26 protein-coding genes are annotated in these 25,849 nt (G+C 71.5%); 8 read left to right on the top strand and 18 right to left on the bottom strand.

Translation table 11 applies throughout. From position 1 onward, the window contains the following. Nucleotides 1-42 precede the first annotated feature (42 nt). A complete protein-coding gene (locus ATL45_RS16245; protein WP_093155349.1) occupies nt 43-903 on the top strand; it encodes an inositol monophosphatase family protein in 861 nt (286 codons plus the stop codon). A gap of 266 nt (nt 904-1,169) precedes the next feature. Here the strand turns inward: ATL45_RS16245 and ATL45_RS16240 are convergent, their stop codons facing one another. The 3 genes from ATL45_RS16240 to ATL45_RS16230 all read right to left on the bottom strand — a co-directional run bounded on the left by ATL45_RS16240 (nt 1,170) and on the right by ATL45_RS16230 (nt 3,524). Next, nucleotides 1,170-1,742, bottom strand: coding sequence for a hypothetical protein (locus ATL45_RS16240; protein WP_093155350.1), 573 nt, complete (start codon nt 1,740-1,742; stop codon nt 1,170-1,172). Nucleotides 1,743-2,025: 283 nt separating this feature from the next. Then, nucleotides 2,026-2,892, bottom strand: a complete 867-nt coding sequence (paaC, locus tag ATL45_RS16235; protein WP_093155415.1) for a 1,2-phenylacetyl-CoA epoxidase subunit PaaC — start codon at nt 2,890-2,892, stop codon at nt 2,026-2,028. Between the two features lie 134 nt (nt 2,893-3,026). Next, on the bottom strand, nt 3,027-3,524 hold the full coding sequence (locus ATL45_RS16230; protein WP_246025383.1) for a DUF3592 domain-containing protein: 498 nt from the start codon (nt 3,522-3,524) through the stop codon (nt 3,027-3,029). An 88-nt stretch (nt 3,525-3,612) separates the two neighbouring features. Between ATL45_RS16230 and ATL45_RS16225 the strand changes: the two genes are divergently transcribed. Further along, nucleotides 3,613-4,905, top strand: a complete 1,293-nt coding sequence (locus ATL45_RS16225; RefSeq protein WP_246025382.1) for an isochorismate synthase — start codon at nt 3,613-3,615, stop codon at nt 4,903-4,905. A 26-nt stretch (nt 4,906-4,931) separates the two neighbouring features. On the opposite strand, the gene ATL45_RS16220 is transcribed toward ATL45_RS16225, so the two are convergent. Both ATL45_RS16220 and menD read right to left on the bottom strand, forming a co-directional pair. Further along, complete coding sequence (locus ATL45_RS16220; RefSeq protein WP_093155352.1) at nt 4,932-6,431, bottom strand: M1 family metallopeptidase; 1,500 nt, start codon at nt 6,429-6,431, stop codon at nt 4,932-4,934. Between the two features lie 200 nt (nt 6,432-6,631). Next, nucleotides 6,632-8,299 (bottom strand): 2-succinyl-5-enolpyruvyl-6-hydroxy-3-cyclohexene-1-carboxylic-acid synthase, encoded by a 1,668-nt coding sequence (menD, locus tag ATL45_RS16215; protein WP_093155353.1) that lies wholly within the window; start codon nt 8,297-8,299, stop codon nt 6,632-6,634. 133 nt (nt 8,300-8,432) lie between these two features. On the opposite strand from menD, the gene ATL45_RS16210 reads away from it, so the two are divergent. Then, complete coding sequence (locus tag ATL45_RS16210) at nt 8,433-9,356, top strand: 1,4-dihydroxy-2-naphthoyl-CoA synthase (protein WP_093155355.1); 924 nt, start codon at nt 8,433-8,435, stop codon at nt 9,354-9,356. Here ATL45_RS16210 and ATL45_RS16205 read toward each other — a convergent pair whose 3' ends face one another. Beyond that, nucleotides 9,357-10,235, bottom strand: coding sequence for an NAD(+)/NADH kinase (locus ATL45_RS16205; protein ID WP_093155356.1), 879 nt, complete (start codon nt 10,233-10,235; stop codon nt 9,357-9,359). Then, the gene (locus ATL45_RS16200) at nt 10,232-11,233 is read right to left on the bottom strand and encodes an SPFH domain-containing protein (protein WP_093155358.1); all 1,002 of its coding nucleotides are present in this window, start codon (nt 11,231-11,233) and stop codon (nt 10,232-10,234) included. The genes ATL45_RS16205 and ATL45_RS16200 overlap by 4 nt, the downstream gene beginning before the upstream one ends. 86 nt (nt 11,234-11,319) lie before the next feature. Here ATL45_RS16200 and ATL45_RS16195 point away from each other — a divergent pair, with 86 nt between their 5' ends. From ATL45_RS16195 to ATL45_RS16185, 3 genes are all read left to right on the top strand, one after another. Then, the gene (locus ATL45_RS16195; protein ID WP_093155360.1) at nt 11,320-12,012 is read left to right on the top strand and encodes an NUDIX hydrolase; all 693 of its coding nucleotides are present in this window, start codon (nt 11,320-11,322) and stop codon (nt 12,010-12,012) included. A 159-nt stretch (nt 12,013-12,171) separates the two neighbouring features. Then, nucleotides 12,172-13,356, top strand: coding sequence for an o-succinylbenzoate--CoA ligase (gene menE, locus ATL45_RS16190; RefSeq protein ID WP_093155419.1), 1,185 nt, complete (start codon nt 12,172-12,174; stop codon nt 13,354-13,356). Between the two features lie 107 nt (nt 13,357-13,463). Continuing rightward, a complete protein-coding gene (locus ATL45_RS16185) occupies nt 13,464-14,336 on the top strand; it encodes a 1,4-dihydroxy-2-naphthoate polyprenyltransferase (RefSeq protein ID WP_093155362.1) in 873 nt (290 codons plus the stop codon). 176 nt (nt 14,337-14,512) lie between these two features. On the opposite strand, the gene ATL45_RS16180 is transcribed toward ATL45_RS16185, so the two are convergent. The 7 genes from ATL45_RS16180 to ATL45_RS16150 all read right to left on the bottom strand — a co-directional run bounded on the left by ATL45_RS16180 (nt 14,513) and on the right by ATL45_RS16150 (nt 18,983). Continuing rightward, a complete protein-coding gene (locus tag ATL45_RS16180) occupies nt 14,513-15,004 on the bottom strand; it encodes a hypothetical protein (RefSeq protein WP_246025381.1) in 492 nt (163 codons plus the stop codon). Nucleotides 15,005-15,008: 4 nt separating this feature from the next. Continuing rightward, nucleotides 15,009-15,437 (bottom strand): hypothetical protein, encoded by a 429-nt coding sequence (locus ATL45_RS16175; protein WP_246025380.1) that lies wholly within the window; start codon nt 15,435-15,437, stop codon nt 15,009-15,011. An 18-nt stretch (nt 15,438-15,455) separates the two neighbouring features. Beyond that, a complete protein-coding gene (locus ATL45_RS16170) occupies nt 15,456-16,298 on the bottom strand; it encodes a WXG100 family type VII secretion target (protein ID WP_093155366.1) in 843 nt (280 codons plus the stop codon). A gap of 12 nt (nt 16,299-16,310) precedes the next feature. After that, entirely contained in the window at nt 16,311-16,640 is a 330-nt protein-coding gene (locus tag ATL45_RS16165; RefSeq protein ID WP_093155367.1) for a hypothetical protein, read from the bottom strand. Between the two features lie 263 nt (nt 16,641-16,903). Beyond that, a complete protein-coding gene (locus ATL45_RS16160; RefSeq protein ID WP_246025379.1) occupies nt 16,904-17,470 on the bottom strand; it encodes a DUF3558 family protein in 567 nt (188 codons plus the stop codon). Nucleotides 17,471-17,496: 26 nt separating this feature from the next. Further along, the gene (gene cds1 / locus ATL45_RS16155) at nt 17,497-18,606 is read right to left on the bottom strand and encodes an L-cysteine desulfhydrase Cds1 (RefSeq protein WP_093155369.1); all 1,110 of its coding nucleotides are present in this window, start codon (nt 18,604-18,606) and stop codon (nt 17,497-17,499) included. Then, the gene (locus ATL45_RS16150) at nt 18,603-18,983 is read right to left on the bottom strand and encodes a DUF4229 domain-containing protein (protein WP_342775268.1); all 381 of its coding nucleotides are present in this window, start codon (nt 18,981-18,983) and stop codon (nt 18,603-18,605) included. Before ATL45_RS16150 ends, cds1 begins: the two co-directional genes overlap by 4 nt. Nucleotides 18,984-19,111: 128 nt before the next feature. On the opposite strand from ATL45_RS16150, the gene ATL45_RS16145 reads away from it, so the two are divergent. Next, complete coding sequence (locus ATL45_RS16145) at nt 19,112-19,336, top strand: BldC family transcriptional regulator (RefSeq protein ID WP_093155370.1); 225 nt, start codon at nt 19,112-19,114, stop codon at nt 19,334-19,336. A 552-nt stretch (nt 19,337-19,888) separates the two neighbouring features. Continuing rightward, nucleotides 19,889-20,080 carry a hypothetical protein gene (locus tag ATL45_RS16140; protein WP_093155372.1) on the top strand — a complete coding sequence of 64 codons (192 nt, stop codon included), beginning with the start codon at nt 19,889-19,891 and terminating at the stop codon, nt 20,078-20,080. Nucleotides 20,081-20,391: 311 nt separating this feature from the next. Here ATL45_RS16140 and ATL45_RS16135 read toward each other — a convergent pair whose 3' ends face one another. The 4 genes from ATL45_RS16135 to ATL45_RS16120 form a co-directional block, all read right to left on the bottom strand. Next, complete coding sequence (locus ATL45_RS16135) at nt 20,392-21,918, bottom strand: MinD/ParA family ATP-binding protein (RefSeq protein ID WP_177241866.1); 1,527 nt, start codon at nt 21,916-21,918, stop codon at nt 20,392-20,394. Between the two features lie 235 nt (nt 21,919-22,153). Further along, on the bottom strand, nt 22,154-23,155 hold the full coding sequence (gene ccsB / locus ATL45_RS16130) for a c-type cytochrome biogenesis protein CcsB (RefSeq protein WP_093145708.1): 1,002 nt from the start codon (nt 23,153-23,155) through the stop codon (nt 22,154-22,156). Further along, complete coding sequence (gene resB / locus ATL45_RS16125; RefSeq protein ID WP_093145707.1) at nt 23,155-24,777, bottom strand: cytochrome c biogenesis protein ResB; 1,623 nt, start codon at nt 24,775-24,777, stop codon at nt 23,155-23,157. Before resB ends, ccsB begins: the two co-directional genes overlap by 1 nt. After that, the gene (locus ATL45_RS16120) at nt 24,777-25,559 is read right to left on the bottom strand and encodes a cytochrome c biogenesis CcdA family protein (protein ID WP_093145706.1); all 783 of its coding nucleotides are present in this window, start codon (nt 25,557-25,559) and stop codon (nt 24,777-24,779) included. The genes resB and ATL45_RS16120 overlap by 1 nt, the downstream gene beginning before the upstream one ends. Nucleotides 25,560-25,849 lie beyond the last annotated feature (290 nt).

Genomic DNA, 25,849 nt, shown 5'->3' with positions numbered 1-25,849 from the left:
GCGTTGCGCGCCGGTCACTCGCCGCACGGAACCTGGGGCGGCATGACGGTCCTGCCTACCCCGCCGGCGCAGAGCGACCCGGCGCTGGTCTCGCGAGCGTTCGAAGTCGCCGGTCGACTCGCCAACGACGCCGCGGACGTGATCATCGCGACCGCGGGGCGCGGGGCGCAGCCCGCCCCGACGGAGTCCCCGTTCGACTGGGTCACCGACACCGGCCGCACCCTGGAGCGGCACACCCGGCGGGTGCTGGCCGACGAGTTCCCCGGCATCCCGGTGTTCGGCGAGGAGTTCGACGCGGCGCCGACCACCGTCGCCGAGCACTGGGCGGCCCGCGCCGGGACGGCCAAGTTCCGCTGGTCGGTCGACCCGGTCGACGGCACCGCGAACTACGTCGCCGGGCTCCCCTGGTGCACCTACAGCCTGGCCATGCTCGACGAGCACGGCCCGGTGGTCGGGGTGGTCGCCGATCCCTACCGCACGCAGATCTACGCCGCCGCCCGCGGCCGCGGCATGCGGGCGAACGGAAATCCGGTGCGGTTGAGCGAACAGCGCGAAACCCGCGGCGGGATCGTGTGCACCGAGCTGACCAGGACCGGCCCGTGGCGGGGCATGGACCGGTTCATCACCAACGCCACCGGCGCGCAGGTCGGCGTCCGCTTGCTGGGCTCCCCGGCGCTGGCGATCACGCAGGTCGCGCTCGGTCACGCGGTGGCCGCGGTGCTGGACTCCTACGAGGAGTGGGACGTCGCCGGGGCGCTCGCGCTGGCGACCGAAGCCGGGGCGACCGTCCTGGACCGCCGCGGCGAGCCGAAACCGCTACCGCTGGACGGGTTGCTGGTGGCGGCTCCCGGCGTCGCCGCCGACGTGCACGACTGGTGGCACCAGGCCGTTGCGCGGAGCTGACCGGGCTCACCGCGGTGGGTCGTCGCGTCGGAACCTGCGCAATTTCAATGGAAATCGGACGTCCAACTTCCATTGAAATCGCGGGACGTTGTCCACAACCGTCGGTGTGTCGTGGGGCGACACGCCGTTGAACGCAACTTCAATTGAAATCAGACGTCCGATTTCCATTGAAATCGCAGAGGTTCGGGCGCTGGGTGAACCGTGGCCCGGTGGAGCCTGGGATGGTTGGGGGCGGTCTTCAGGCTGCGGGTTTCAGGCCGGGGGCGTCAGGCTGCGGGGAGCAGGGCGCGGGCCGGGGTCGAGCCCGGTTTCGGGCCGAAGACCGCCGACATCGGGCGCAGCAGCGGGAATTGCTCGCGGAGGACCACGACCTGCTGGTGGACCCGGGCCAGGTCCGGGTCGGCGACCAGCTCGACGACCGCTTCCAGGACGTGGTCGGTGACCATGCCGAAGCGCACCACGGCATCCTCCAGCTGACCCCGCACCCGGCTCAGCACCGCGGCATCGGCGCTCGTCAGCCCGCGCCCCAGCTCGGCGAGCGCGCGGACGTTCGGCAGCTCGGCGTCCATGCGGCGCACCACCGCCTGCAGGTTCTGCCGGGCTTGGGTGGAGGAGACCGCGTCCACCGCCCGCGCGGCCCGGTGCACGGCCTGCTCGCAGCGGCGGACGTCGTGCAACCAGCGGTCCTGCGGCTGCGCCTGAACGGGCTGCACCACGGCGGGCTTGGGCAGCGCGGCCGGTTCGGGCCGCGCTCTCCTGGTGCGGGCCACCAGCACCACTCCGGCCCCGCAACCGCCCGCGACCAGTGCGATCAGCACCTGCAACCAGAATCCGTCCACGTCGGGTCGTCCTTCCACTCGGCCGCGAGCAGCCGTCGAAACCGGTGTCCGCGCCCGCGATCGCCGGGTTCGACGTCGTGTGCCGGACCGTGGTTCCCGGGCGTCTCCCGATCACTCTGCTCCGATCCCGCCCGGACTTCTTGGGGAAAAGTACTCAATCTCGCCGCTGCCCCCGCCCTGCGTAGTCGCGGCACCGGGGCGGGAACGCCGATTTCGCGCGGAATCGGCGTTTCGCAGGCGTGCCAGGTGCCGAGTTCGCGCGAAATCGCCCCGGCACGCCGGGTCAGCCGGAGCGGGCGAGGTACTGCAGGTCGGCGATGAGGAACTCGAAGTCGCCGGTGTGCGCGCCGTCGCGGCCGCCGGGGCGGGCGAACACGCCGAAGTCGGGCGGCTCGGGGAGCCGGATGCGGGCCACCGAGCTGACCTCGTCCAGCACGCCGCGCACCTCGTCGCGCACCCGCGCCGGGTCGACCCCGCAGCCGAGGTCGTCCATCCGCGCCTCCACCGGGTGCGGGACGAACAGCTCGGCGGTCAGCGGCCAGATGCGCTGGAGGCCGGCCGCCATCCGCCGGGCCGAATCCGCGTCGCCGTCGCCGAACCGGATCACCCACTGGGCCGCGTGGTCGCGGTGCCGCGCGAGCCGGTTCAGCGAGCCCGCCGCCAGGTCGGCCAGCACCGCGTCGCGGCTGCCCGCCAGCCGCTCGAACACCGCGTGCCGCCACGCCGCGAACAACAGCAACCGGGCCATGGTGGTGGGGAAATCACCGCCCGGCCCGGGACCGCAGTCGATCTCGACGAGCCGGACGTTGTGGAAGTCCGCGGCCTGCCGGGCGTAGGCCAGGCGGTCCTCGTCCCGCCCCGCGCCCTCGACCTCACCGGCGCGGCGCAGCAGGACCCGCGCCTGCTCCACGAGGTCCAGCGCGATCCGGCCCAGCGCCGCGCACTCCTCCAGCTCCAGCGCGCGCACTCCCCACTCGGTCAAGCGGTGCGCGAGAACCAGCGCGTCGTCGCCCAACATCGCGCAGTACTGGGAGAGTTCCCCGGCGAGCACTCCGCCGGGCACCGATCGATCCACAGTGGACGTGTATGGCGCGCCGAGCACCCACTGCTGCACATCCGCTGCGCCCGCTCGCGTTTCCCTGACGTTCATCATGGCGACCTCGCAAGCCGGGACCGACTCCCGGCGTGCGGTCGAATCGGCCGTCCGGCGGGATGTCGACGGGCCAGTCCAGTGTCACACCACCCGGCCCGCTCGGGGAACCCCGCGCGGAACGAGCTCGGGAGTCAGCGGGTCGCGTTGCGGCGGAAGAGCCAGTAGAGGGGCAGCAGGACCGCCCAGAGCACCGCGAGCACGCTGCCCACCGGGAGGAACGACAGCGTCGCGTTGCGGCCTGCCACGCGGACCAGGTCGGGGTTGCGCGAGTCGAACTCCACCCGCACCAGCTGCCCGGTCTGCAGGTCGGTCGGGTACAGAACGCCGTTCGGCGGGATGTAGACGCGGCCCTCGTCGGTGTTGAAGCGCACCGCGGTCCGCGTCAGCGAGGTGTCGACCACCTCGGCGACCGCCTCGCCCCTGGACTCCTCGATGGTCCGGTCGTTGATGAAGCAGGCGATGATGATCGACAGCCCCATCGCGGTCATCAGCACGCCCAGCACCAGGACCCCGCGGGCGGCGCGGGTCCAGCCCTTGCGGCGCGCCGGTCGCGCCACCGTCCGGTCACCTTCCGTGCTGGATCCGGTCACCGAGTCGGCCGCGTTCGGCACCACCGCGTCGCTCGCCACGGTGACCGATTGTAAGTGCCGCGCCCTCGCGACCCCGCACGGCTTCGGTGTCGGCCACCACTTCGGGCCCGGCGCATACCCTCCAGGAGTGGCGACTACATCCCGGCCGCTGGTGGCGCGAAGCCGCCGGCTCGAACCAGGTGACCCCCGACACGACCGCCCGCTGCTGGAACTGCTGCCCGGCGGTTCGGCGCTGAGCTGGGTCCGCGACGGCGCCGGGCTGGTCGGCTGGGGCTGCGCGGCCCGCCTGGAGGTGTCCGGCCCCGACCGCTTCGAACGGGCCGACGCCTGGTGGCAGCAGCTGTGCGAGCGGGCCGAGGTGGTCGACCAGGTGGGCCTGCCCGGTTCCGGCCCGGTGGCCTTCGCCAGCATGGCCTTCGCCGACCACCCCGGACACTCCGCGCTGGTGGTGCCGGAGGTCGTGGTCGGGGAGCGCGACGGGGTGCGCTGGATCACCACGATCGGCGACGGGACGGCCGAGGCCGACGAGCCCGAGCCGGTCCGGCCGCCCGGCATCATCTCCTACAGCGACGGGCAGCTCTCCGCCACCGGCTACCGGCAGGCGGTGGCCGAAGCCGTCGGCCGGATGCAGGAGCCCGGCGGCCTGGCCAAGGTCGTCCTCGCGCACGACCTGCTGGCCACCACCTCGGAGCCGCTGGACATGCGGTTCCTGCTGCACAACCTGGCCGCCCGCTACCCGTCCTGCTGGACCTTCGCGGTCGACGGGCTCATCGGCGCCACACCGGAGCTGCTGCTGGAGCGAACGGGTTACGAGGTCCGCTCCCGCGTGCTGGCCGGCACGATCTGGCCGCGCGAGGGCCACAGCACCGAGCAGCTCGCAGCGGAGCTGCTGTCCTCCGCGAAGAACCGCCACGAGCACGCCTACGCGGCGGAATCCCTGGCCGTGCGGCTGCGCCCGTTCTGCAGCGACCTCGTCGCGCCCGACGAACCGGAGGTGCTCCAGCTGCGCAACGTGCTGCACCTGGCCACCAACGTCGAGGGCAAGCTCAGCGACGCCGACGGCCGGGCGGCCACGCTGCTGCGGCTGGCCGCCGCGGTGCACCCGACGGCGGCGGTCGGCGGCACGCCCACCGAGGACGCGGTCCGGCTGATCAGCGAGCTGGAGGGCATGGACCGCGGCCGCTACGCGGGACCGGTGGGCTGGCTGGACGGCAGCGGGAACGGCGAGCTCGGCGTCGCGCTCCGCTGCGCCCAGGTCGAGGACGCCGCTGCGCCCGGCGGTGAAACCGGGCGCAGCGGCGGGAAGTTGCGGTTGTTCGCCGGATGCGGGATCGTGCCCGACTCCGACCCGGACCTCGAGGTCGCGGAAGCGGAGGCGAAGCTCCTCCCCGTCCGGGAAGCCCTCGAAGGCCTGCACTGAGCGGCGGGGCCGCCGCTCACTTCACTTCAGTGGTTGTGCAGGAGCGAGTGCGTGTGGTCGAGCTCGGCCACCGCTGCGGGTGGGGTGGCCGAGATCCGCAGCGCGCTGGCCGGGACACCGGTGGCCTCGCCGACCGGGGGCTTGCCCTTGGTGAACAGCCAGGCGTTGAACAGCTCGTCCAGCTGCTTGCCGGACTTCTGCTCCGCCAGCTCGATGAACTCCTCGACGGTCGCGGTGCCGTACTGCTTCTGCGCCACCCAGGTGCGGACGGTGTCGAGCAGGACCTCGTCGCCGACCACGTTGCGCAGCGCCTGCAGCGTCATCGCGCCGCGGTCGTAGACCGCGGCGTGGAACACCGCGTCCTTGCCCGGGTCACCCGGAGTGACCTGCCAGAACGGGTCGTCGGCCGGGTACTGCGCGTAGTAGTGGTCGAACAGCTCCTGCGCGGTGCCGGTGCCCTGCGCCTCCGACCAGAGCCACTCCGCGTAGGACGCGAAGCCCTCGTTGACCCAGATGTTGCGCCAGGTGTCGACCGAGACCGAGTCGCCGAACCACTGGTGCGCGAGCTCGTGCACCACCACCGAGGTGTTCGCGCCCTTGCGGAAGAACAGGTGGCTGTAGGTGGGCCGGGTCTGGTTCTCCAGCGCGAAGTTCATGCCCTCCGAGGACACCAGGCCGCCCTGCGCCTCGAACGGGTACTCGCCGAGCACGCCGCTGAGGAACTCCAGGACCTCCGGGCTGCGCTCGACGCTGGCCTTCGCCGGGCCTTCGAGCTCGCCGAGGCCTTCCGAGTAGGCGCTGACGTACGGCTGCCCGAACGCACCGGTCCGCGCGTTGACCTCGTACTGGCCGGCGCCGAAGAACGCGAGGTAGGTCGCGGTCGGCTTGGTGGTGCGCCACTTCCAGGTGGCCCACCCGGCCAGGCTGCTGGTGTCGGTGTGCACTCCGTTGGCGATGGCCTCGGTGCCCTCCGGCACGGTGATCGCGATGTCGAAGGTCGCCTTGTCCCGCGGGTGGTCGTTGCCGGGGAACCACCAGGCGGAGATCTCCGGCTGGCCGACCGCCAGCGCCCCGTCCGAGGTGCGGATCCACGGGTTGAGCCCGTCGACCTCGACGGTGGAGGGCACGCCCTCGTAGTTCACGACGAACGTCGCCAGGCTGCCTTCCGGCAGCGTCTCCGACGGGGTCACCGTGAGTTCGGTGCCGTTCTGCGAGAACGCCGCGGGAAGTCCGTTGACCAGCACCGACTTCGGCGTCAGCGCGAAGTCCAGGTTGAACGCGGTCAGGTTCTGCGTCGGCTTCGCCACGATCGTCGTGGTGCCGCGCAGGTGGTCGTCCGCGGGTTGGTAGCGCAGCTGGATGTCGTAGTGCGAGACGTCGTAGCCGCCGTTGCCGTAGCCGGGGAAGTAGTCGTCACCCGCGCCGGGCGCACCCGGTCCGGCACCACCGGCGAGTGCCGGGGATGCGAAAAGCGCCGTCGCACAGCAGGCCGCGGCCGCCGCTCGCAGGCCGTGTCGTCGGAACACCTGCCACCTCCTCGAAATCGTGCTCCGGAGGGAGCCTAGAGAAGGTCATGACCAGCAGGTGGTCTTTTGGTCCGGCACGTTTTTCCCATTCTGCGGCGGAATCCGCGAATCACTCCGATGGGCCACGGCGATGCGCCTCGATCTGCGGAAACGAGGCCCGGCGCGCGCAGCGCCGGACGTCCCACCACATGGGAACGTGATCAGCCCAGCAGCGCGGAGCGGACGGCGGTCTGCAGGCGCTCGTGCACCGACCGCAGCGCGGACCGCTCGGCCCGCACCTCGATCACCCGCAGGCCCGGCCGCCACCGCAGCGCCTCGACGAACTCGGACTGCTGGCGCACCAGTTCGTGCTCGACGCCGTGCGCGGCGCAGAGTTGCCCGAGGTCGGTGCCGTGCGGCGTGCCGAAGATCCGCTCGAACGACTCGCTGTGCTCCGGCCCGCCCTGCTCCAGCAGCGAGAAGATGCCGCCACCGTCGTCGTTGAGCACGACGATCGTCAGGTCCGGCCGCTGCTCGTACGGCCCGAGCACCAGGCCGTTGCTGTCGTGCAGGAACGTCAGGTCGCCCAGCAGCGCGTAGGCCGGCCGCCCGTGGGCGATGGCCGCGCCGATCGCGGTCGACACCGTGCCGTCGATACCGGCCACGCCCCGGTTGCGGTGCACGACGACGTCGGGCCGCTGCCGCGCGGCGAGCGCGACGTCGCGCGTCGGGTTCGACGAGCCCAGGACCAGCAGCGCGTGCTCCGGCATGGCGTCCACCACCGAGCGCGCCACCGCCGGGCCGTTCGGCCAACGCTCCAGGTCCAGCGCGCCGTGCAGCGCGGCGGAGGCCTTCTGGTCGGCCTGCTGCCAGCCGGTGAGCCAGTCCGGATCGGCCGGTGCGGTCGGCCCGAAGGTGTCGGCGACCTCCCGCAGGTTGTGCGCCGGTGCGGGCCAGTCGGCACCGCCGTGCGCGAGCAGCACCTCCACACCGGTGTCGGCCAGCAGCCGCTGCACCTGCCGGAACACCGTCGGGCGCCCGACGCACAGCACCTGCTCCGGCCGGTGCTGCTGGACGAACTCCGGCAGCCCGAGCAGCCACATCCCGGTGCTGATCACCGCCGAGCCGGGCACGCCGACCGCGCCGACCTCCGACAGCACCGGCCAGCCGGACCGCTCGCCCCACTCGCCCGCTCCGCCGACGCCCGAGTCCGCCGCCAGGACCAGCCCGTGCCGGGCGCGGACACGGGACAGCGCGCTGGGCACCCGCCCGGAGCCGGCGAGCTCCGTCCAGCGCGCGCCGTCCGGGCGCCCGTCCAACGGCTCGGACCAGTCGGCGTCGCCGGAGGGCACCAGCGGCTCCCGGAACGGGAGGTTCAGGTGCACCGGGCCACCGCGGACCTCGCCCTGCGCCGCGTGCCAGGCGCGGCACACCTGGCTGCGCCAGTAGGCGTTCTGCCCCGGCCGGTCCTCGGCGACCGCCAGCTCGTCGAACAGGCGGACCTCGGAGCCGAACATGCCGTGCTGGTCGATGGTCTGGTTGGCCCCGGCGGCCCGCAGCTCCGGTGGGCGATCGGCGGTCAGCACGATCAGCGGCACGCCGGAGTGGAAGGCCTCGCTGACCGCCGGGTGCAGGTTCGTCGCCGCCGTGCCCGACGTGCAGGCGACCGCGACCGGCGACTGCGAGCGCGCTGCCAGGCCTAAGGCCAGGAATCCGGCGCTGCGCTCGTCGATGCGCACGTGCAGCCGCAACCGCCCAGCGTGATCGGCCTTGTGCAGCGCGTAAGAGAGAGGTGCGTTGCGGGATCCCGGGGAGAGCACCACCTGCCGCACCCCGTTGCGGACGAGCTCGTCGACGATGACCTCAGCCTGAGCCGTGGACGGATTCAACCCATCACCTCTGAACCTCGTTGGCGGACCCCGGCCGGAGGAACATGGTCCTCCTCGCCCTCGTCCACGCAGGCGCCGGGCTGCCGCGGGGAGGCCCCCGCGCCGGGCACTTGCTGCGCCTATTGTCCCAGGTGTGCAGAATCCCCGTGTCTCTGAGCTGTTCGATCCGGCTTCGTGGGAGCCCGTCGCGGGCTTCGACTTCACCGACATCACCTATCACCGCTGCGTCGAGGACGGCCCCGGCAAGGGCACCGTGCGGGTCGCCTTCAACCGCCCCGACGTGCGCAACGCCTTCCGCCCGCACACCGTCGACGAGCTGTACCGCGCGCTGGACCACGCGCGGATGACCAGCGACGTCGGCTGCGTGCTGATCACCGGGAACGGCCCGTCGAGCAAGGACGGCGGCTGGGCGTTCTGCTCCGGAGGGGACCAGCGGATCCGCGGTCGCTCCGGCTACCAGTACGCCGACGGCGAGACCTCCGACACGGTCGATCCGGCCCGCGCCGGGCGGCTGCACATCCTGGAGGTGCAGCGGCTGATCCGGTTCATGCCCAAGATCGTCATCGCGGTGGTGCCGGGCTGGGCCGCGGGCGGCGGGCACAGCCTCCACGTGGTGTGCGATCTCACGCTCGCCAGCGCCGAGCACGCCAAGTTCAAGCAGACCGACGCCGACGTGGGCAGCTTCGACGGCGGCTTCGGCTCCGCGTACCTGGCCCGCCAGGTCGGCCAGAAGTTCGCCCGCGAGATCTTCTTCCTCGGCCGCCCCTACACCGCCGAGCAGGCGCACCGGATGGGCATGGTCAACGAGGTCGTCCCGCACGAGGAGCTGGAGGCCACCGCGCTGCAGTGGGCCCGCGAGATCAACGGCAAGTCGCCGACCGCGCAGCGGATGCTCAAGTACGCGTTCAACGCCATCGATGACGGCCTGGTCGGCCAGCAGATCTTCGCGGGTGAGACGACCCGCCTGGCCTACATGACCGACGAGGCGGTCGAGGGCCGCGACTCGTTCCTGGAGAAGCGCACCCCGGACTGGTCCGCCTTCCCCTGGTACTACTGATCAGCGGACCAGGCGCAGCGTCGCCGGGGCGCGGCCGATGCGCAGCCGCTGGCCCCAGGTCAGGGTCAGGGCGTCCGATTCGATGCCGTCCCCGAAGGCGACGAGCTGGTCCGACTGGACCGTCAGCGCCAGCTCGTCGCCTGCGAGCTCCCCTTCCGTCATCGACGTTCCGGTGGCCGGTGAGGGCCAGGCCTCGCGGACGAACCACACCAGCCTGGGTTCCGGTGGGCGCGGCAGCCGGAGGCCGCTGCCGCGTTCGAGGGCGATCGAGCGGCACCAGCCGGTGGCGCCGGTCCCGCTCGCGACGATGACGCCGGAGGACGCCTGGGCCTCGGCTCCGGAGCCCGACGGCTGGAGCTCGTAGCGGGCCGTCTGGTGGCCCGGGTGCCCGATGAAGATCTCGTTGAGCGCCAGCAGCCGCTGGCCGTCGTCGAGCTGCGCCTGCACCATGGTCCGCTCCTCCACCTCGCCGGTGGCCCGGAGCAGGTCCGGGAGGTCGCCGGGCGCGTGCGCCACCAGGGTTCCGGCGTTGCGGCCCGGCTCCGGGTCGATGCCGATGACCGGCTGGCCGTCGAGGTACTTCGCGGCGTTGGCCACCAGCCCGTCCTGCCCGACGACGACCACCACGTCGTCGGGCGCGAACAGGAACCGCGACACGTCCGCGCGCTCGACGACACCGCGCCGCCAGTCGACCGGCACCGCGGCCGCGACCTGCGCGATGGCGCCGGTGGTCCGCTCGTGCCGCTCCTCCAGCTCGGCGATGTCCCGGCCGCGGCCGCGGAGGAAGAACGCCGCCTGGCCGCGAGTGCCGTGCCGGGCGATGAGCTCCTGGTACTCGGTGCGCCGGTGCACGATGACGACGCGCGGTGCGGTGCTCATCGGGCTTCGCCGCCGAACTTGGCGAGCGCCTTGGTCAGCAGGTCGGGGGTGAGCACCACGGTGTCGATCTTGGGCAGGTTGCCCGCCAGCTCCTTCAGCGCCAGCCCGAGCAGCACGCCCTCGGGCAGGTCGCGGTAGGCGGCGACGTGCGCGGCTTCGGCGTCGCCGCGGGCCGCCCCGGCCAGCCGGGTCTCCTCGGCTCGCGCCTCGGCCAGCGTGACCTTGCGGCGGGCTTCCGCCTCGGTCGAGATGGCTCCCGCCGCAGCCGCTTCCTCGGCCTCGCGCCGGGCGTTGGCACCGCGCTGGGCGACCAGCTGCTCCTCGCGCCGGGCCAGCTCGATCTTCGTCTGCAGCTCGTTCTCGCCGATCGCCCGCTCCCGCTCGACGGCGATGGCGCGGCGCTCGAAGGTCGCCTTGTCGGCCTCCTGCTGGACCAGCTCGCGGGTCGGGGTGCGCAGCGCCTTCTCCACCTCGGGTTCCGGCCGCACCGCCACCACCCGGACGCCGACCACCGCGATCCCCGTCTCCGCCAGCCGCTGGTCGGCGCCCAGCCCCGCGGCGATCACGTCGCGCACCGGCCCGACCCCGCCCACCGTGGCCGCCGTCAGGTCGTCGCCCGCGAGCAGGTCGATCGCGTACTGCTGCGCGGTCTCGGTCAGCAGCCCGGCGACCTGGTCCAGCGGCGTCGCGCGCCAGCGACCGGTGTCCGGGTCGATCGAGAAGTCGATCCGGCCGGCCGCCGTCGCCGGGTCGGCGAACCGGTAGGTCACCGTCGCCTGCACCGTGACGTCCTGGAAGTCGCTGGTGCGGGCGTGGAAGAGCAGCGGCAGCTCGCGGTCGTCGGCGGGCACCTCGTTGAGCACCGCGCTGAGCGGGCGGAACCAGAACGACGCGCCGACACCGGCGCGGACGGTCTTGCCGCGGCGAACGTGCTCGACGTAGGTGGTCGTCGATCCGCGCAGGTGCCGGACCAGCGGGTAGCGGGCGATGTCGGCCATGAGAGCCCTCCTCGTTTTCGTCAGTTTGACGATAACCAAGCCGGAGCCTAATCGTCAAACTGACGCTAAGTCGGTAGGCTGGGCCCATGGCAGAGTTCCCACCGTTCGCCGTCACGGCCGACCTGGTCGTCCTCACCGTGCGAGACGACGCCCTGCAAGCCCTCGTGATCCGCCGAGGCGAAGCGCCCTACGAAGGCGACTGGGCGCTGCCCGGCGGATTCGTCCGCCCGGACGAAGACCTGGACGCCGCCGCAGCCCGCGAACTGGCCGAGGAGACGGGGCTCTCCCGCGACCACGTGCACCTGGAACAGCTCGCCTCCTACGGGGCGCCCGACCGCGATCCGCGGATGCGCGTGGTGACGGTCGCCTACATCGCGCTGGCCGCCGACCTGCCGAGCCCGAACGCGGGCACCGACGCTGCCGACGCCCGCTGGCAGCCGGTGGACGAGCTGCTCGCCGGACGGCGCCTCGCCTTCGACCACACGCGGATCCTCCGCGACGGGGTGGAGCGGGCCCGCGCGAAGCTCGAGTACACGCCGCTGGCCACCGCGTTCTGCCCGCGCGAGTTCACCATCGCCGAGCTCCGCCGCGTCTACGAGGTGGTGTGGGGCGCGGCCCCGGACCCGCGGAACTTCCACCGCAAGGCGACCAAGACGGAAGGCTTCGTCGAGCCGACGGAGCTCACCACGACCCGCGACGGCGGCCGTCCCGCCCGCCTGTACCGCGCGGGCCGCGCCCGCCACCTGCACCCACCCCTGCTGCGCGGCGGAGAGGCCTGACCCGGCACATTTCCCCTGGTCACCTACCGTGAGCACTTTGTGGCGCTATAGCAACACAAAACACTCACGGTCCTTGACCAGCGGAAACGGAACTTGAACTGGTGGTCGATGCCGAGGATCACGCGAGCGCCGCGCGGGAAGCGGCCGACAATGGAGCGCATGTCGAGTGCCCGCCACCTGCAGCCGCTCCCCGTGCCGCCCGGCTCGGACGCCTTGGACGTCCTGCCCGCGCTGGAGCGGGCGCTGAACGGCGAGGGCCCGGCCCTGCTGCCGGTCCGCGGCGACGACGCCGCGGAGTCCCACCGGCTCACCGGAGCGCTCTCCGGTCCGCTGACCAGCGCGGAGGACTCCGCCGACGACCCGACCGCGCTGGTCATCGCCACCTCCGGCTCCACCGGCGCGCCCAAGGGCGTGCTGCTGACGGCCGCGGCCCTGCGCGCTTCGGCCGAAGCCACCCACCGCCGCCTCGGTGGGCCCGGTCACTGGCTGCTGGCGATGCCCGCGCACCACATCGCCGGGATCCAGGTCCTGGTCCGAGCGCTGCTCGCGGGAACCCGCCCGCACGCCGTGGACACCGCTGGCGGCTTCCGCCCGGACAGCTTCGCCACAGCCGCGCGGCACGTCCTCGCCGCGGACGGCCCGCACTACACCGCGCTGGTGCCGACCCAGCTGTCCCGGCTGCTCAGCGCGGGTGGTGACGGCCTCGCCTCGCTCCGGAAGTTCGACGCGGTGCTGCTCGGCGGCGCCGCCACTCCGCCCGCGCTGCTGCACCGCGCGCTGGCCGACGGCGTCCGCGCGACCACGACCTACGGGATGAGCGAGACCTCGGGCGGATGCGTGTACGACGGGCAGCCGCTGGACGTCGCGGAGGTCCGGGTCGACGGCGAGACCGGGCCGATCCTGCTGCGCGGGCCGATGCTGGCAAGGGGGTACCGGCACCAGCCGGAGGCCGCCGCGTTCGCCGGCGGCTGGTTCCGGACCGGTGATCTCGGCCGCTGGCAGGACGGGCGGCTGGAGGTGCTGGGCCGCGCCGACGACATGATCATCACCGGTGGCGTCAACGTCGCCCCGCTGCCGGTGGAGCGGGTGCTCGCCGAGCAGCCCGGCGTCCGCGAGGTGTGCGTGCTCGGCGTGCCCGACCCGGAGTGGGGCCAGGCTGTCGCCGCCGCGGTCGTGCCCGCCGATCCGGCCGAACCACCGGCCGAACCGGAACTGCGCGCCGCCGTCCGCGCGCGGCTGAACGCCGCCGCCGCGCCGAAGCGCTTCGCCTTCCTCCCGGAACTGCCGCTGCGCGGCCCGGGCAAGCCGGACCGCCGGGCGCTGGCGGAGCTCTTCCAGGCCTGAACACCGCTGGTCAGGGGCCGTGCGCGTTTCGGGGAGCCGGAGCGCGCGGGCCCTGCCACCGGGAGGCTGCCACGGCCGGGTGAAACCGGTGCGCGAAGATGGCTGGTATGGCGACTGTTGCGCAGTGGATCGAGGGAGCTCGGATCCGCACCTTCCCGAACGCGATCGCGCCGGTGCTCGCCGGGACCGGCGCCGCGGCGGGGCTCGACGGGTTCGACCTGCCGATCGCGGTCCTCGCCCTCGCGGTTTCGATGTTCCTGATCATCGGCGTGAACTTCGCCAACGACTACTCCGACGGCATCCGGGGCACCGACGACGACCGGGTCGGCCCGTTCCGGCTGGTCGGCTCCGGCTCCGCCCGGCCGGCCGCGGTGCGCACCGCGGCCTGGATCTGCTTCGGGCTCGCCGCGATCGCCGGCCTGGGCGTGGTGTTCCTCAGCGGGCAGTGGTGGCTGCTGGCCATCGGCGCGCTGTGCATCGCCGGAGCCTGGTTCTACACCGGCGGCAAACGGCCCTACGGCTACGCCGGTTTCGGCGAGCTGGCCGTGTTCGTCTTCTTCGGACTGATCGCGGTGCTGGGCACCATGTACGTGCAGGCCGGGAAGATCAGCGGCTTCGGCATCGGCGCCGCGGTGGGCGTCGGCGCGCTGTCCAGCGCGGTGCTGGTGGCCAACAACCTGCGCGACATCCCGTCCGACCGCGTCACCGGCAAGCGCACCCTGGCGGTGATGCTCGGCGACCGCGACACCCGGACCCTCTACGTCACGCTCGCGCTGGTCCCGTTCCTGATCACGGTGCTGATCGGGCTGCGGAACTCGTGGGTGCTGCTCGGTTTCGCCGCGCTGCTGCCGCTCGTCGTCCCGCTGCGGGCGGTGATCACCGGCGCGCAGGGACGCGCGCTGATCCCGGCGCTGCGCGACACCGGCCTGGCCATGCTGATCTGGGCGATCATCACCGGCGGCGCACTGGCCTTCGGCTGAAAAGCCTGTATCCGGGGTCGTTTTGCGTGGCGGTGCGAGTAGCGGAACCTCAGACGCCGCCTGGACTCCGGGAGCCCGCGGCGGTGCGGGTTGCGAAGGCGAGCTAAGCGGCTTCGCCGCTTCAAAACGAGAACGAAGAACGGCCCGTCCACGGCGTGGACGGGCCGTTCTCGTCGTCAGGCCCGCGTCTTGCGGGTGCCGAGGCCGAAGACGCTCACCGCGAGGAACGGCGCGGCGGCGACGACCGCGGCACCGATCTGCAGCACGCGGTTCTTGGTGAACAGCTCGTAGTTCGTGATCTCGGAACCGACCCGGATCGTCACCGGGGTCGTGCACGACATCTGGGCCTCGCCGGAGAACCACGGCACGACCGGGTCCACGTACCGGCGGCCCTCCGCGCGGTAGGTGCTGACGTCGCGCGACTCGCCCTCCTCCGGCACCACCTTGCAGACCGCGGCCTTGCCGCGCTGCGCGCTGGTGATCAGCATCGGCTCGCCGTTCCAGCGGAAGTACGGGCCGGTGGAGCCGTCGGCGGTGCCGGACTTGGCCAGCGAGGTGCCGCTGAACATCGCGATGCCCAGGAACACCGCGAAGACCAGCGCGACCAGCACGCCCCAGCCGATGGTGATGCCGATCAGCGTCTTGCGGTTCATCGTGGAATCACTCAACCCCTCACCGCAGGAACGAGTCCGGCGGTTCGTCGTCGTAGGTGTCGGCCGCCGGGCGGTTCGGGTCGTTGCCGATCACCGTGGCCACGTCGTACCCGGCGTCCAGCAGTTCCTTGGCCTGCTGCATGTTCGCCACGCTCTTGGCGAACGAGGCCTGCACCGACTCGTCGTGCAGCGCCTCGCCGCTGGCGATGTCCTGCCAGCTGAACTCACCGGCGTCGATGCGCGCCTGCAGCGCCGCGATCTCCGGCGGCGCCTGGCCGGACCGGATGCGCTGCTCGACGTCCTCGATCTGGTCGTCGGTCAGCTTGATCTCCGGTAGCGAAGCCTCGTACCGGGCAACGCGGTCCAGCACCTCCTCGGCCTGGCGCATGCGCTCTTCGAGCATCGCCTCGGCCTCGCGGATCTCCGGGGTCATCCAGTCGTCGCTCACGTCGTGCCCTCCTCTCCGTCACCGGGTCCCGGACGCCGCCGGCTGGTTGCCGCCGGTCGCCGCGTCCTTCACGCCGGTCGCGGAGTCCTTCACCCCGGTCGCCGCGTCCGTCACGCCCGTCGCCGAGTCCTTCACCGCGGTGAAGTCGTCCTTGGCCTGCAGGCCGATGTTGACCGCGTCGCCGAGGCTGTTGGCGTCCTTGATCTTGGCCAGGTTGGTGCCCGCGTTCTTGACCGACTCGACCAGCTGCACGACCGAGTCGTACATCTGCTGCAGCGCCTCGAAGAGCTCCAGGATCGCCATCACGATCTCGACGCACTTCTGCACGTTGCGCACCACGTTGGCCCAGCCCGCGACCGGGATCCACCCGGTGGCCGCGGTCTCGATGAGCCGGTCGACCAGCTTCTTGATCAGCTCCAGGGCCTTGTCGGTCATCTTCCGCGACATGTCCGCGGCCTTCTGGAAGCCCTTGCCGATCAGCTGCGCCAGCATGGCGTCGCCCTCGAGCGCCACCGTCCAGGTGGAGACCAGCAGCGTCTCGAACGCGATCGCACCGGCGCCGTCCCAGCTCTCGCGCAGATCGCTGATGCCCTGGTTCAGGTTCTTCCGGATGGCGCGCAGCGCATCGCCGACCTGGCCCCACGCCTCGGCGTTGGTCTCGATCTTCGAGAAATCACCGGCGATCGGCGCGATCAGCGTTTCGATCAGGTTCTGACCGGTCACCTGCTCGTAGACCCAGTTGACCGCCTGCACCTGCCAGCCGGCGTCCTCGATCGCCTGCTGCTGCGATTCCGCGTTGCTCTGGCTCGGATCGGCCGTGAGGACCCCCATCGGGTCCTCGGCGTCCGCGAACGAACCCATTCCCGCTCCCCCTCAGATCTTGATGTCGTCGAGATCGGACTGGATCTGCCGGAAGATCCCGACGATCTTCTGCTCGATCTCCTCGTACTCCGCGGAGGCGTCCGCCAGATCTTCCTTGACCTTCAGCAGCGCGCTGTTCGCCCATTCCAGCGTCTCGCCGTACAGCGCGGTCACCATTTCGACGACCGGGATCAGCACCATCATCAGACCGGTGAACCCGCTGGTGTCGGACGCGGTGCTCTCCGCCCACTCATCGATCTTCGTGAAATACCCGGCGTTCCGCTCCAGCAGGCCTTCGAAGCCCTTCATCTCCGCTGGAATCGCCTTGAGGTTTTCGGCCACACGAACCCCCGACTAGCACTAATCCGTCAGGAGGATTTGACGCCAACTCGCGCGTCCGCGCTCCACGAATGCGGTAGCTCGTTTCCCATTCGTGACAAGCAAAGGCCAGATTGACCGTTTTGGACGAGTACATCCCTTTAGCGCGGCAAACTGATCGCGGCCGCAATTACCCAGCAGTTTCACCGCGATTCACGCGTTCCGGGCCGGAATCGATTGGCCCGCACGAGAATTCGGTGCCAGGAGCCCGGGGTCGAGCCGGTCGGTCAGGAGCCGACCAGCGCGGGAAGCACGTACTCGGCGACGCGCTCCGCCGTCCCGCAGTCGTCCGAATCCGCTTCCGCAGCGGTCACCGAGACCTGCAGGGTCGCCCCGGCGACACCCGTGTACACCGTGCAGTCGCCCGCGCGCAGCGTCCTGGTGCCGACGTGCGCGCCCAGCTCGACCTCGTCCCGGCCCAGGTCCGCGAAGCCCTCCCGCTGCGCCCCGATCAGCACCGACCGGGCGCCCGACTCGGCGTCGAAGCGGCAGCCGCGCACCGGCGGGTCGAAGTCGAGTTCCCGCGGCCGGCCGGACAGCACGGCGAAGGCCAGCGATTCGAGGTCCGCCGGTTCGACGAGCAGGCAGATCTGCTCACCGGTCAGCGCCGCGAGGTGCCCGCGCTGCTCCGGAGGGATGTTCCGGGTGATCGAGGGCTCGGCGGACTCCGTCGCCGACTCCTCCGCGGAGGTCGACGGCGTCGACGGCTCCGCGGCGGGCGGCGACTGCTCGGGAGCGCATCCGGCCACGGCGGCGAGCAACGCCACCCCGGTCACCAAACCCCAACGCCTCACCGGAACCAGACCTCCCTGCACCGCGCTCAACCCGCCCGGAACTCGCCGGTCGCGTGGAAGTGCTCCAGCACCGCGCGCGGCGCGTCCAGGTCCATGCCGCGGGCGGCGACCCACTCGTCGTCGTAGTAGGTGTTCGCGTAGCGCTCACCGCCGTCGCACAGCAACGTCACGATGCTCCCGCGCCGCCCGGCCGCGATCATCTCCGACGCCAGCGCGAACACGCCCCACAGGTTGGTCCCGGTGGATCCGCCGACCCGCCTGCCCAGCACCTGCTCGGTGTAGCGGATGGTGGCGATCGAGGCCGCGTCCGGCACCTTGATCATGCGGTCGATCGCCTGCCCGACGAAGGACGGCTCCACCCGCGGGCGGCCGATGCCCTCGATCAGCGAACCACGGTCGCTGGTGCGCTCCGGATCGCTGTCCCGCCAGGCCTCGTAGAACACCGAGTGCTCCGGGTCGACGACGGCCAGCTCGGTGCGGTGGCACCGGTACCGCAGGTAGCGGCCGAAGGTCGCGCTGGTGCCGCCGGTGCCCGCACCGACCACGATCCAGCTCGGTTCGGCGTGCGGCTCCAGCGCCAGCTGGTCGAAGACCGACTCGGCGATGTTGTTGTTGCCGCGCCAGTCGGTGGCCCGCTCGGCGTGGGTGAACTGGTCCATGAAGTGGCCGCCGAGCTCGGTGGCCAGCCGGCGCGATTCGGTGTAGATCGCGCCCGGCTCGTCCACGAAGTGGCAGCGGCCGCCGTGCCACTCGATCAGCGACACCTTCTCGCGGCTGGTGGAGCGCGGCATCACCGCGATGAACGGCAGCCCGAGCAGCCGGGCGAAGTAGGCCTCGGACACCGCGGTGGAGCCGGAGGAGGCCTCGATCACCGGTGTGTTCTCGGTCACCCATCCGTTGCAGATCGCGTAGAGGAACAGCGACCGGGCCAGCCGGTGCTTGAGCGAACCAGTCGGATGTGTTGACTCGTCCTTGAGGTAAAGATCGATTCCCCACGCCGCGGGCAGCGGGTAGCGCAGCAGGTGGGTGTCGGCGCTGCGGTTGGCATCGGCCTCGATGATCCGGACCGCTTCGCTGGTCCAGGCCCTGGTCCGCGTGCAGGAGCGATCGATGCTGGCGGCCATCCCCGGGGTCATCCGGCGTCCGCGGCGCGCTCGCCGCGCAGCTGGGCCAGGAGCTCCTCGCGGCGGGCCTTGCGCTCCGCGCCGCGCTCGGCCATCCCGATCGCCACCCGGCGCCGCAGCTTGCCGAAGACCAGCAGCGACAGCGGCATCACGACCACGACCGACACCGCGAGTGCGACCAGCGCGGGCACCTTGGCCAGCATCAACAGCGCCGCAACAGCGATCACCATCGCGAACCTGGCGACGGTGTACAGCGCGATGTCACGTGCGAGAGTCGACTTCGCACCCTGGGCCGCGGTTCCGGACTGCTGCTGTTCCTGCACGTCACCAGGGTAGAGCAAGCGATCGGCGAACCGGCCGGGCGGCCAGGTGGCGGCGGTCTCGCGCACCGCCCGAAGCGCCGTTTTCGTCCCTTACCTTCCCTTTACCTAAACCCAAATGTTCGAGTACCTGGCCCTCGGGGTGCCAGGATGCGACCGGATTGCCCGAATGACCATCTCGAACGTGGAGGTCACCTGTGACCGCGACGACCCAGCAGCCGCGCCAGAACGGCCAGGAGCAGCTCCTCACGCCCGGTGAGGTCGCGGCGCTCTTCCGGGTCGACCCCAAGACCGTGACTCGGTGGGCCACCGCCGGCCGGATCGGTTCCATCCGGACGCCCGGCGGCCACCGCCGCTTCCGCGAGTCTGAGGTCCGCGCCCTGCTCGCCGAACTGACCAACGACGTGAACCGCGCCATCTGAGCAACCGCCCGAGAACTGGTCCTGCACGCGGCCAGGGGTGGCGGTGACCCGCGGCCCCCGGCTCGCGCACGACCTCTTTTCTAGTTTTTCCAGTGGCTGGTTCGCGTAGCGGTGCGGGTAGCGGAACCTCAGCGCCCGCCTGGACTGCGGGTGCCCGGCTTTATGTATGCCAATACACGGCAGCCGGGCCGTCCTCGCCAGGCGAACGCTGAGAACCCGCGGCGGTGCAAGCGCCAAGGGTGGGCTATGCGCCTGCGGCGCATGCGACACCTTCCGCGGCGCGGCACGTCGATCGTCGCGGCTCCGGTCGCGAACCAGGGCTGGAAAGGCACGTTCCAAGGCATTGCTCCGGGTTCACCGAGCCGCTCGCAGGCGCCCCTCGCAGGCGAGCGGCTGAACAACGCCCGCGGTCGGGCGACGACCGCCGAGCCCGGGTGTCGCTGCGCCGATGGCGTGGCAGCACCCGGGTCGCTGGAGTGCGGCCACCTGCGACGCGGACAACCGGGGCCGGGATTGGCTAATCTCGGAAGCGGCAGAGTTGGAGGTGGCCCGATGATCTACGTCCTGGCAGCGATCGGCGCGCTCACGATCGCGGTGCTGATGTGGAAGGCGTTCGGCCCCGTCTCGGCCGGGCCGGACCGGCCCCGTCCCAGGCAGGCGCCGATCGCGCCCGACGACGACCCCGAGTTCCTGCGCCGCTTGGACGAGCAGCGGCGCAAGTCCCGGCCGTCGGAAGACGACTGACCGACCGGCGGGCCGGCTCGCCCGCCACCGGTCCACGACGCCAGCAGCCCTGAACCACCGCGTGGTTCAGGGCTGCTGCGTCATGCGGGCGCACTCTGAGCGCGTGTCTTCCGGCCTTTGGTCCTTGAAGCGGCGAAGCCGCTTAGCCGACCCTCGCAGCTCGCACCGCCGCGGGTTCTCAGCGTTCGCCTGGCGAGGACAGCCCGTTCGCCGTGTATCGGACATACATCAGAACGCCGATCCCGCAGCCAGGCGGGCGCTGAGGTTCCGCCACCCGCACCGCTGCGCAAAACGAGGTCGTCAGGTCGTTCTCAGGCCTGGCGGTTTCGGCCCGGGGCGTGCGGGAAGTCGTCCGCCACGGTCGCGGCCAGTTCGAGCAACGCCATCCTGGTCGGTGCCGCGAGCTGGTCCAGCTCCACCTCGGCACCCTCCTCCAGGTGCGGGTCGAACGGGATCTTCGACACCGCGCGGCACCGCGAGCTGAAGTGCGCGGTCAGCTTGTCCACGTCGACCTTGCCGGAGCCCGGGCGCACCGAGTTGATCACCGCCACCGACCTGGCGACCAGATCGCCGTAGCCGTGCGCGTCCAGCCAGTCCAAGGTGGCCGATGCGCTGCGCGCGCCGTCGATCGAGCCGGACGAGACGATCACCAGCGAGTCGGCGAGGTCCAGCACGCCCTTCATCGCGGAGTGCATCAGGCCGGTGCCGCAGTCGGTGAGCACCACGTTGTAGAAGTGCTCCAGCAGCGTGACGGTGCGCCGGTAGTCGTCCTCGCTGAACGCCTCAGAGACCGCCGGATCCTGTTCGCTGGCCAGCACTTCCAGCCGCGACGGGCCCTGCGAGGTGTAGGCGCGGACATCGCTGTACTTGCGGATCCGGTGCGCGTCGCGCAGCAGGTGCCGCACCGTCGCGGTGGTCTCCAGCGGGATCTTCTGCGCCAGCGTGCCGCGGTCCGGGTTCGCGTCCACCGCGATCACCCGGTCACCGCGCAGCGAGGAGAACGTGGAGCCGAGGGTGGCGGTCGTGGTGGTCTTGCCCACGCCGCCCTTCAGGCTCAGCATCGCGATCTTGTAGCAGCCCTGCAGCGGCTGGTTGATCCGGCCGATCAGCTCCCGGCGGCGCCGGTCGGCCGGGCCCTCGCCGAGGTTGACCGTCTTCCCGCTGGCCAGGTAGACCGCCTTGCGCCACCCGGATTGGGGAGACCGCTTGGTCTGCCGGAGCAGCTGTGCGGACGAGAGGTCCTGGCCGAACGGCTGATCCCCGGGGCCGCCGTTCGGGGCAGCCTGGGGGTATGACGAGAACGACTGCTGCGGACCGGGTTGCGGTCCGCCCTGCGGGAACTGCTGAGCACCGGTCGGGTACGGCCCGGACTGGCCACCGGAAACCGGCGCGTACGGGCCCGACGGCCCGCCGGACACGGGTGCGTAAGGACCGGACGGCCCGCCGGAAACCGGCGAATAAGGACCAGAAGGCCCACCGGACACGGGCGGGTACGGACCGGACGGCCCACCGGAGACCGAGTACGGACCCGACTGCGCACCGGGCACCTGGTGCGGTCCCGACGCCTGCGGGTGCGGGCCGGACATCGACGGGTCGGGGAACTGCGGCTGCGGCCCGGACTGGGCCGGCGCGCCACCTGCCGGGGCGCCGCCCGGGTAGTACGGCTGCGGCGCGTCACCTGCCTGGTCGACCTGCGACGGGTCGACGTAGGACGGCGTGGGGTGCGCGGGCCTGGTCTCCGGCTCGATGTACTGCGTGCTGCCGGACTCGGCGTCGGGCTGCGCCGCGGTGGTTCCCGCGTCCCGCCGAGCTTCGGGCTCCTCGTACTGTCCGGTCACCGTTGCCGTCCCTCCCACAATCGAGCCGGGCCCTGCCGACCGAATCGTGAACTCCCCGTCTCCGCAAGGCACGGTAGTCGCAGAGAGACCCACTAGTCACCGGGGGTGGGCGGTCCGCTCCTCCGGTGCCGTTCGCCGACCGGGCGCGAATTGCGCAGGTGGCGGACTCCACGCGACGGAACCCGCCGCGCACGGCGGGTTCCTCGCTGCGCCCCGGAGGGCGCTGATCATCCGCTCACAGTCCAGCGTACGAGTGAAGACCGGCCACAACGATGTTGATGAAGAACAAGTTGAAGATCATCACGGCCAGGCCCAGGATGTTGATCCAGGCGGCGCGCACCCCGCGCCAGCCCGCGGTGGCGCGGGCGTGCAGGTACGCGGCGTAGACCACCCAGGCGATGAAGGAGCAGGTCTCCTTCGGGTCCCAGCCCCAGAACCGGCCCCAGGCCGCTTCCGCCCAGATCGCGCCCGCGACGATCGCGAACGTCCACACCGGGAAGATGATCACCGTGGCGCGGTAGGCGACCCGGTCCAGCGCCTGGATGGTGGGCAGCCGGGAACCGACCTTGGTCATCTTCAGCGGGTTGTTCTCGTACCGGTAGCGCACCAGGTACAGCAGGCTGGCCACGCCGGCGAACAGCAGCACGCCGCTGGCGACGATCGCGGCGGCGACGTGGATCACGATCCAGTAGGACTGCAGCGCCGGGATCAGCGGTGCGGCCTGCGCGTAGAGCACGGTGCCGGACAGGAAGAGCAGCAGGATCACCGGCAGCATCAGGAATCCGCCGAGCCCGCGCAGCTGTGGCGAGGTCGCGGCGCGGCGAGCGGTGCGCGTCTGCCGGTACAGCACGACCAGCCAGGCCACCACGGCGGCCAGGCAGATCGCCGAGCCGAACTCGTACATGTTGCCCCACGGCACCCGGCCGGTGGCCAGACCGCGCAGCAGCAAGGAGGCGAAGTGCACGACCGCGCCGAGCAGCGTCATCGCGACGGCCATGCCGCCGAGGCGCTCGGAGAACGGCCGCTTCTCCGGCGCGGGCACGTGCCCGACCACCGGGGCCGAAGTGGCGTCTCCGCCGCCTCCGCCGACCAGTGCCGCCTCGCGGTTGCGCTCGACCGCGCCGACGCGCCCGCGGGAGAACTCCGCGAAGTACAGCAGCATCGCGAAGATGTAGACCACCACCGACGTGGCGTAGGCCATGTCGCTGTAGGTCGACAGCGTCTCGTTGACCGGCATCAGCTCTTCCTTTCGCGCGCGGGACCAGCGGCCGCGCGGGACTTCGGCGAGTGGTCGACACCCGTGCCGAGGAGGTCGGCGGCGAGCCTGGTGAACTCCTCGCCGTATCCGGCTTGATCGGTGCGAGCGAGTCCGCCGACTTCGACAACGGTACGTGCGGAACCGGATCCGTCCTGGTCCGGGTGCGGTGCGGCGCGGACCCACACCCGCCGCCGCTTGATCATCAGCGAGGTGCTGATGCCGAAGATGATCAGCACCGAGAACGCCAGCACCCACGGCTGGAACGGGTCGTGCGAGACCTGCAGGTTGGCCCAGCGCTCGACGCCGTCGAAGCGGACCGTGGTGCCGTCGTCGAGGCGGATCTCCTCGCCGACGCGCAGGTTCTCGCGGGCCACCCGCTGGAGCCTGCCCTGGTCCACCATGGACTGGTCCACGCCGAAGATCGACTGGCCGCGCCCGGAGTCGAGCCCGAGGTCACCGCGCATCACGTCGATCGCCGCGGCCGGGTCCAGCAGGTCCGGGAAGCTGGAGCTGAGGATGGCGCCGTCGTACGCGGCGGTGGGCGCGAACAGGCCGGTGATGGCGAGCTGGCTCTGGCGGCGCTGCGCGTCGTCGAGCACGCCGGGCGGGTCGAACTTGGTGGCGCCCTGCGAGAGCATCGTCATCGGGTCGGCGGGCTGCCACTGGATGACGTCGGTGCGCTGCTGCCCGTCCGGGAAGGTGACGGTGAAGCGCGGCGCGTAGCCGTTGCCGGTCAGGTAGATCCGGTCGCCCGCGGTGCGCAGCGGGTGGTTGACCTGCAGCAGGTACGGCTGCCAGGTGTTGCTCTCCAGGTCCTCACCGGACTGGTACTGCAGGTCCACCCGGTAGTCGCCGACCTGGCCGTTGCGCTCGTAGTCGATGTCGAAGCCGTTGACGCGCACGCAGAACGGGGTGAGCTGGGTGCCGTCGACGGTGAGCCCGGCGCGGAAGGAGTCGTAGTTGTAGGTCCCGGAGTTGCAGAACTCGGAGCCGTCGGCCACCACGATGACCTGGCCCTCGTAGCCGTAGAGCTTGCCGCCCGCGACGCTGAGCAGCAGGCCGACCAGGGCGAAGTGGAAGACGAGGTTGCCGATCTCGCGCAGGAACCCGCGCTCCGCGCTGATCGACTTCGCGCCGCCGTCCTCCTCGCGCTCGACCATCCGCCAGCCGCGCAGCCGGGTGCGGGTGCTGGCCATCACCTCGTCGACGGAGGTGTCGAGGGTGGCCTGCTCGTGGTGCGGCATCCGGGAGAGGTTCCGCGGCGTGCGCACCGGCTTGCTGCGCCACTGCTTGTAGTACTCGAAGCAGCGCGGCAGCAGGCAGCCGATCAGCGAGATGAACAGCAGGACGTAGATGGAGGCGAACCAGACCGAGCTGAAGACCTCGAAGGCGCCGAGCTTGTCCAGGATCGGCGCGAGCGTCGGGTACTCGGCGAAGTACCGGTTCACCTCGGAGATGTTCAGCGAGCGCTGCGGGATCAGCGCGCCCGGCAACGACGCCAGCGCGAGCAGGAACAGCAGCACCAGCGCGGTGCGCATGGACGTCAGCCCGCGCCAGGTGTTGCGCAGGAACGCCAGTGCCGTCTTCAGGTAGCCGCGCATCAGAGGATCGTCTCGTAACCGGCGATCGGGCCACGGAGCAAGGCGACCAACTCTCCCCACAAACCGGTGACGAGCAGCAGGCCGACCACGACCAGCAGCACCCCACCTGCGATTTGGATGACACGTCCGTTCCGCCGCAGCCACCCCGCGCTGCGCAGAGCCCACCGGGCGCCGAGGGCCAGCAGCACGAACGGCAGCCCCAGGCCGAGGCAGTAGGCGGCGATCAGCAGAACACCTCGGATCACGGTGCTGCTCGATCCGTCGGTGGCGATGGCGATGGAGGTCACCCCGGTCAGGGTGGGCCCGAGGCACGGCGTCCAGCCGAGGCCGAACACCGCGCCCAGCAGCGGAGCTCCCCAGAGCCCGGCGCGCGGCACCCGGTGGATCCGCACATCGCGCTGCAGCGCGGGCACCAGCCCGATGAACACCAGTCCCATCGCGACGGTGACCACGCCACCGATCCGCTGCAGCAGGAGCTCGTTGGCCAGCAGCGCGTCGGACAGGCCCAGCAGCAGCAGCGTCCCGGAGGCGAAAACGACGGTGAACCCGGCGACGAACAGCAGCGCGGCACCGGCGACCCGCCAGCGACCGCGCCGCGACAGCGCCGCTTCGGTCTCGTCCACGGGCGGGGTTTCCGCCCCGACGACGCCCGCCAGGTAGGCGAGGTAGCCCGGCACCAGCGGCACCACGCACGGCGAAGCGAAGCTGATCGCCCCGGCCAGCACCGCGATGGCGGCCGCGAACAGCAGCGGTCCGGACGCGGCGAGCTCAGTGGGGTTCACGCTTCGAGGGTAGGAAAGTCAAGACCACGACCCGTCACCGGGCTCGGTGAGCCGTCCCACATCGTCCCAGGTAGCGCCCCCGATCAAGACCACAATCGCCCCACCAGGGCCATAGGTCCCGCATTTCCAGGACCCCCGGATCAACCCCGCCCAGCCCACCGGTGCCCGGATCCGCCAAGACCACGCACGACCACAGTCCGCACGAACCCGCCGCAACTTCAATGGAAATCACACATCCAATTTCAATTGAAATTGGATGTCGTCGGCGCGTCGGACACCCGACACGCCGA

It is taken from the genome of Saccharopolyspora antimicrobica (genome assembly GCF_003635025.1).
Taxonomy (GTDB): Bacteria; Actinomycetota; Actinomycetes; order Mycobacteriales; family Pseudonocardiaceae; genus Saccharopolyspora; species Saccharopolyspora antimicrobica.
Note: the sequence above shows the minus strand (reverse complement) of the source record. Positions and strands in the feature narration are given on the sequence as shown.

Coding starts and splice junctions, on each gene's coding strand:
- ATL45_RS16245 (WP_093155349.1), top strand. CDS start 43: ATGACGGTCCTGCCTACCCCGCCGGCGCAGAGCGACCCGGCGCTGGTC.
- paaC (WP_093155415.1), bottom strand. CDS start 2,892: ATGAACGTCAGGGAAACGCGAGCGGGCGCAGCGGATGTGCAGCAGTGG.
- ATL45_RS16205 (WP_093155356.1), bottom strand. CDS start 10,235: ATGAGCACCGCACCGCGCGTCGTCATCGTGCACCGGCGCACCGAGTAC.
- ATL45_RS16200 (WP_093155358.1), bottom strand. CDS start 11,233: ATGGCCGACATCGCCCGCTACCCGCTGGTCCGGCACCTGCGCGGATCG.
- ATL45_RS16195 (WP_093155360.1), top strand. CDS start 11,320: ATGGCAGAGTTCCCACCGTTCGCCGTCACGGCCGACCTGGTCGTCCTC.
- menE (WP_093155419.1), top strand. CDS start 12,172: ATGTCGAGTGCCCGCCACCTGCAGCCGCTCCCCGTGCCGCCCGGCTCG.
- ATL45_RS16185 (WP_093155362.1), top strand. CDS start 13,464: ATGGCGACTGTTGCGCAGTGGATCGAGGGAGCTCGGATCCGCACCTTC.
- ATL45_RS16170 (WP_093155366.1), bottom strand. CDS start 16,298: ATGGGTTCGTTCGCGGACGCCGAGGACCCGATGGGGGTCCTCACGGCC.
- cds1 (WP_093155369.1), bottom strand. CDS start 18,606: ATGACCCCGGGGATGGCCGCCAGCATCGATCGCTCCTGCACGCGGACC.
- ATL45_RS16140 (WP_093155372.1), top strand. CDS start 19,889: ATGATCTACGTCCTGGCAGCGATCGGCGCGCTCACGATCGCGGTGCTG.
- ccsB (WP_093145708.1), bottom strand. CDS start 23,155: ATGCCGGTCAACGAGACGCTGTCGACCTACAGCGACATGGCCTACGCC.
- resB (WP_093145707.1), bottom strand. CDS start 24,777: ATGCGCGGCTACCTGAAGACGGCACTGGCGTTCCTGCGCAACACCTGG.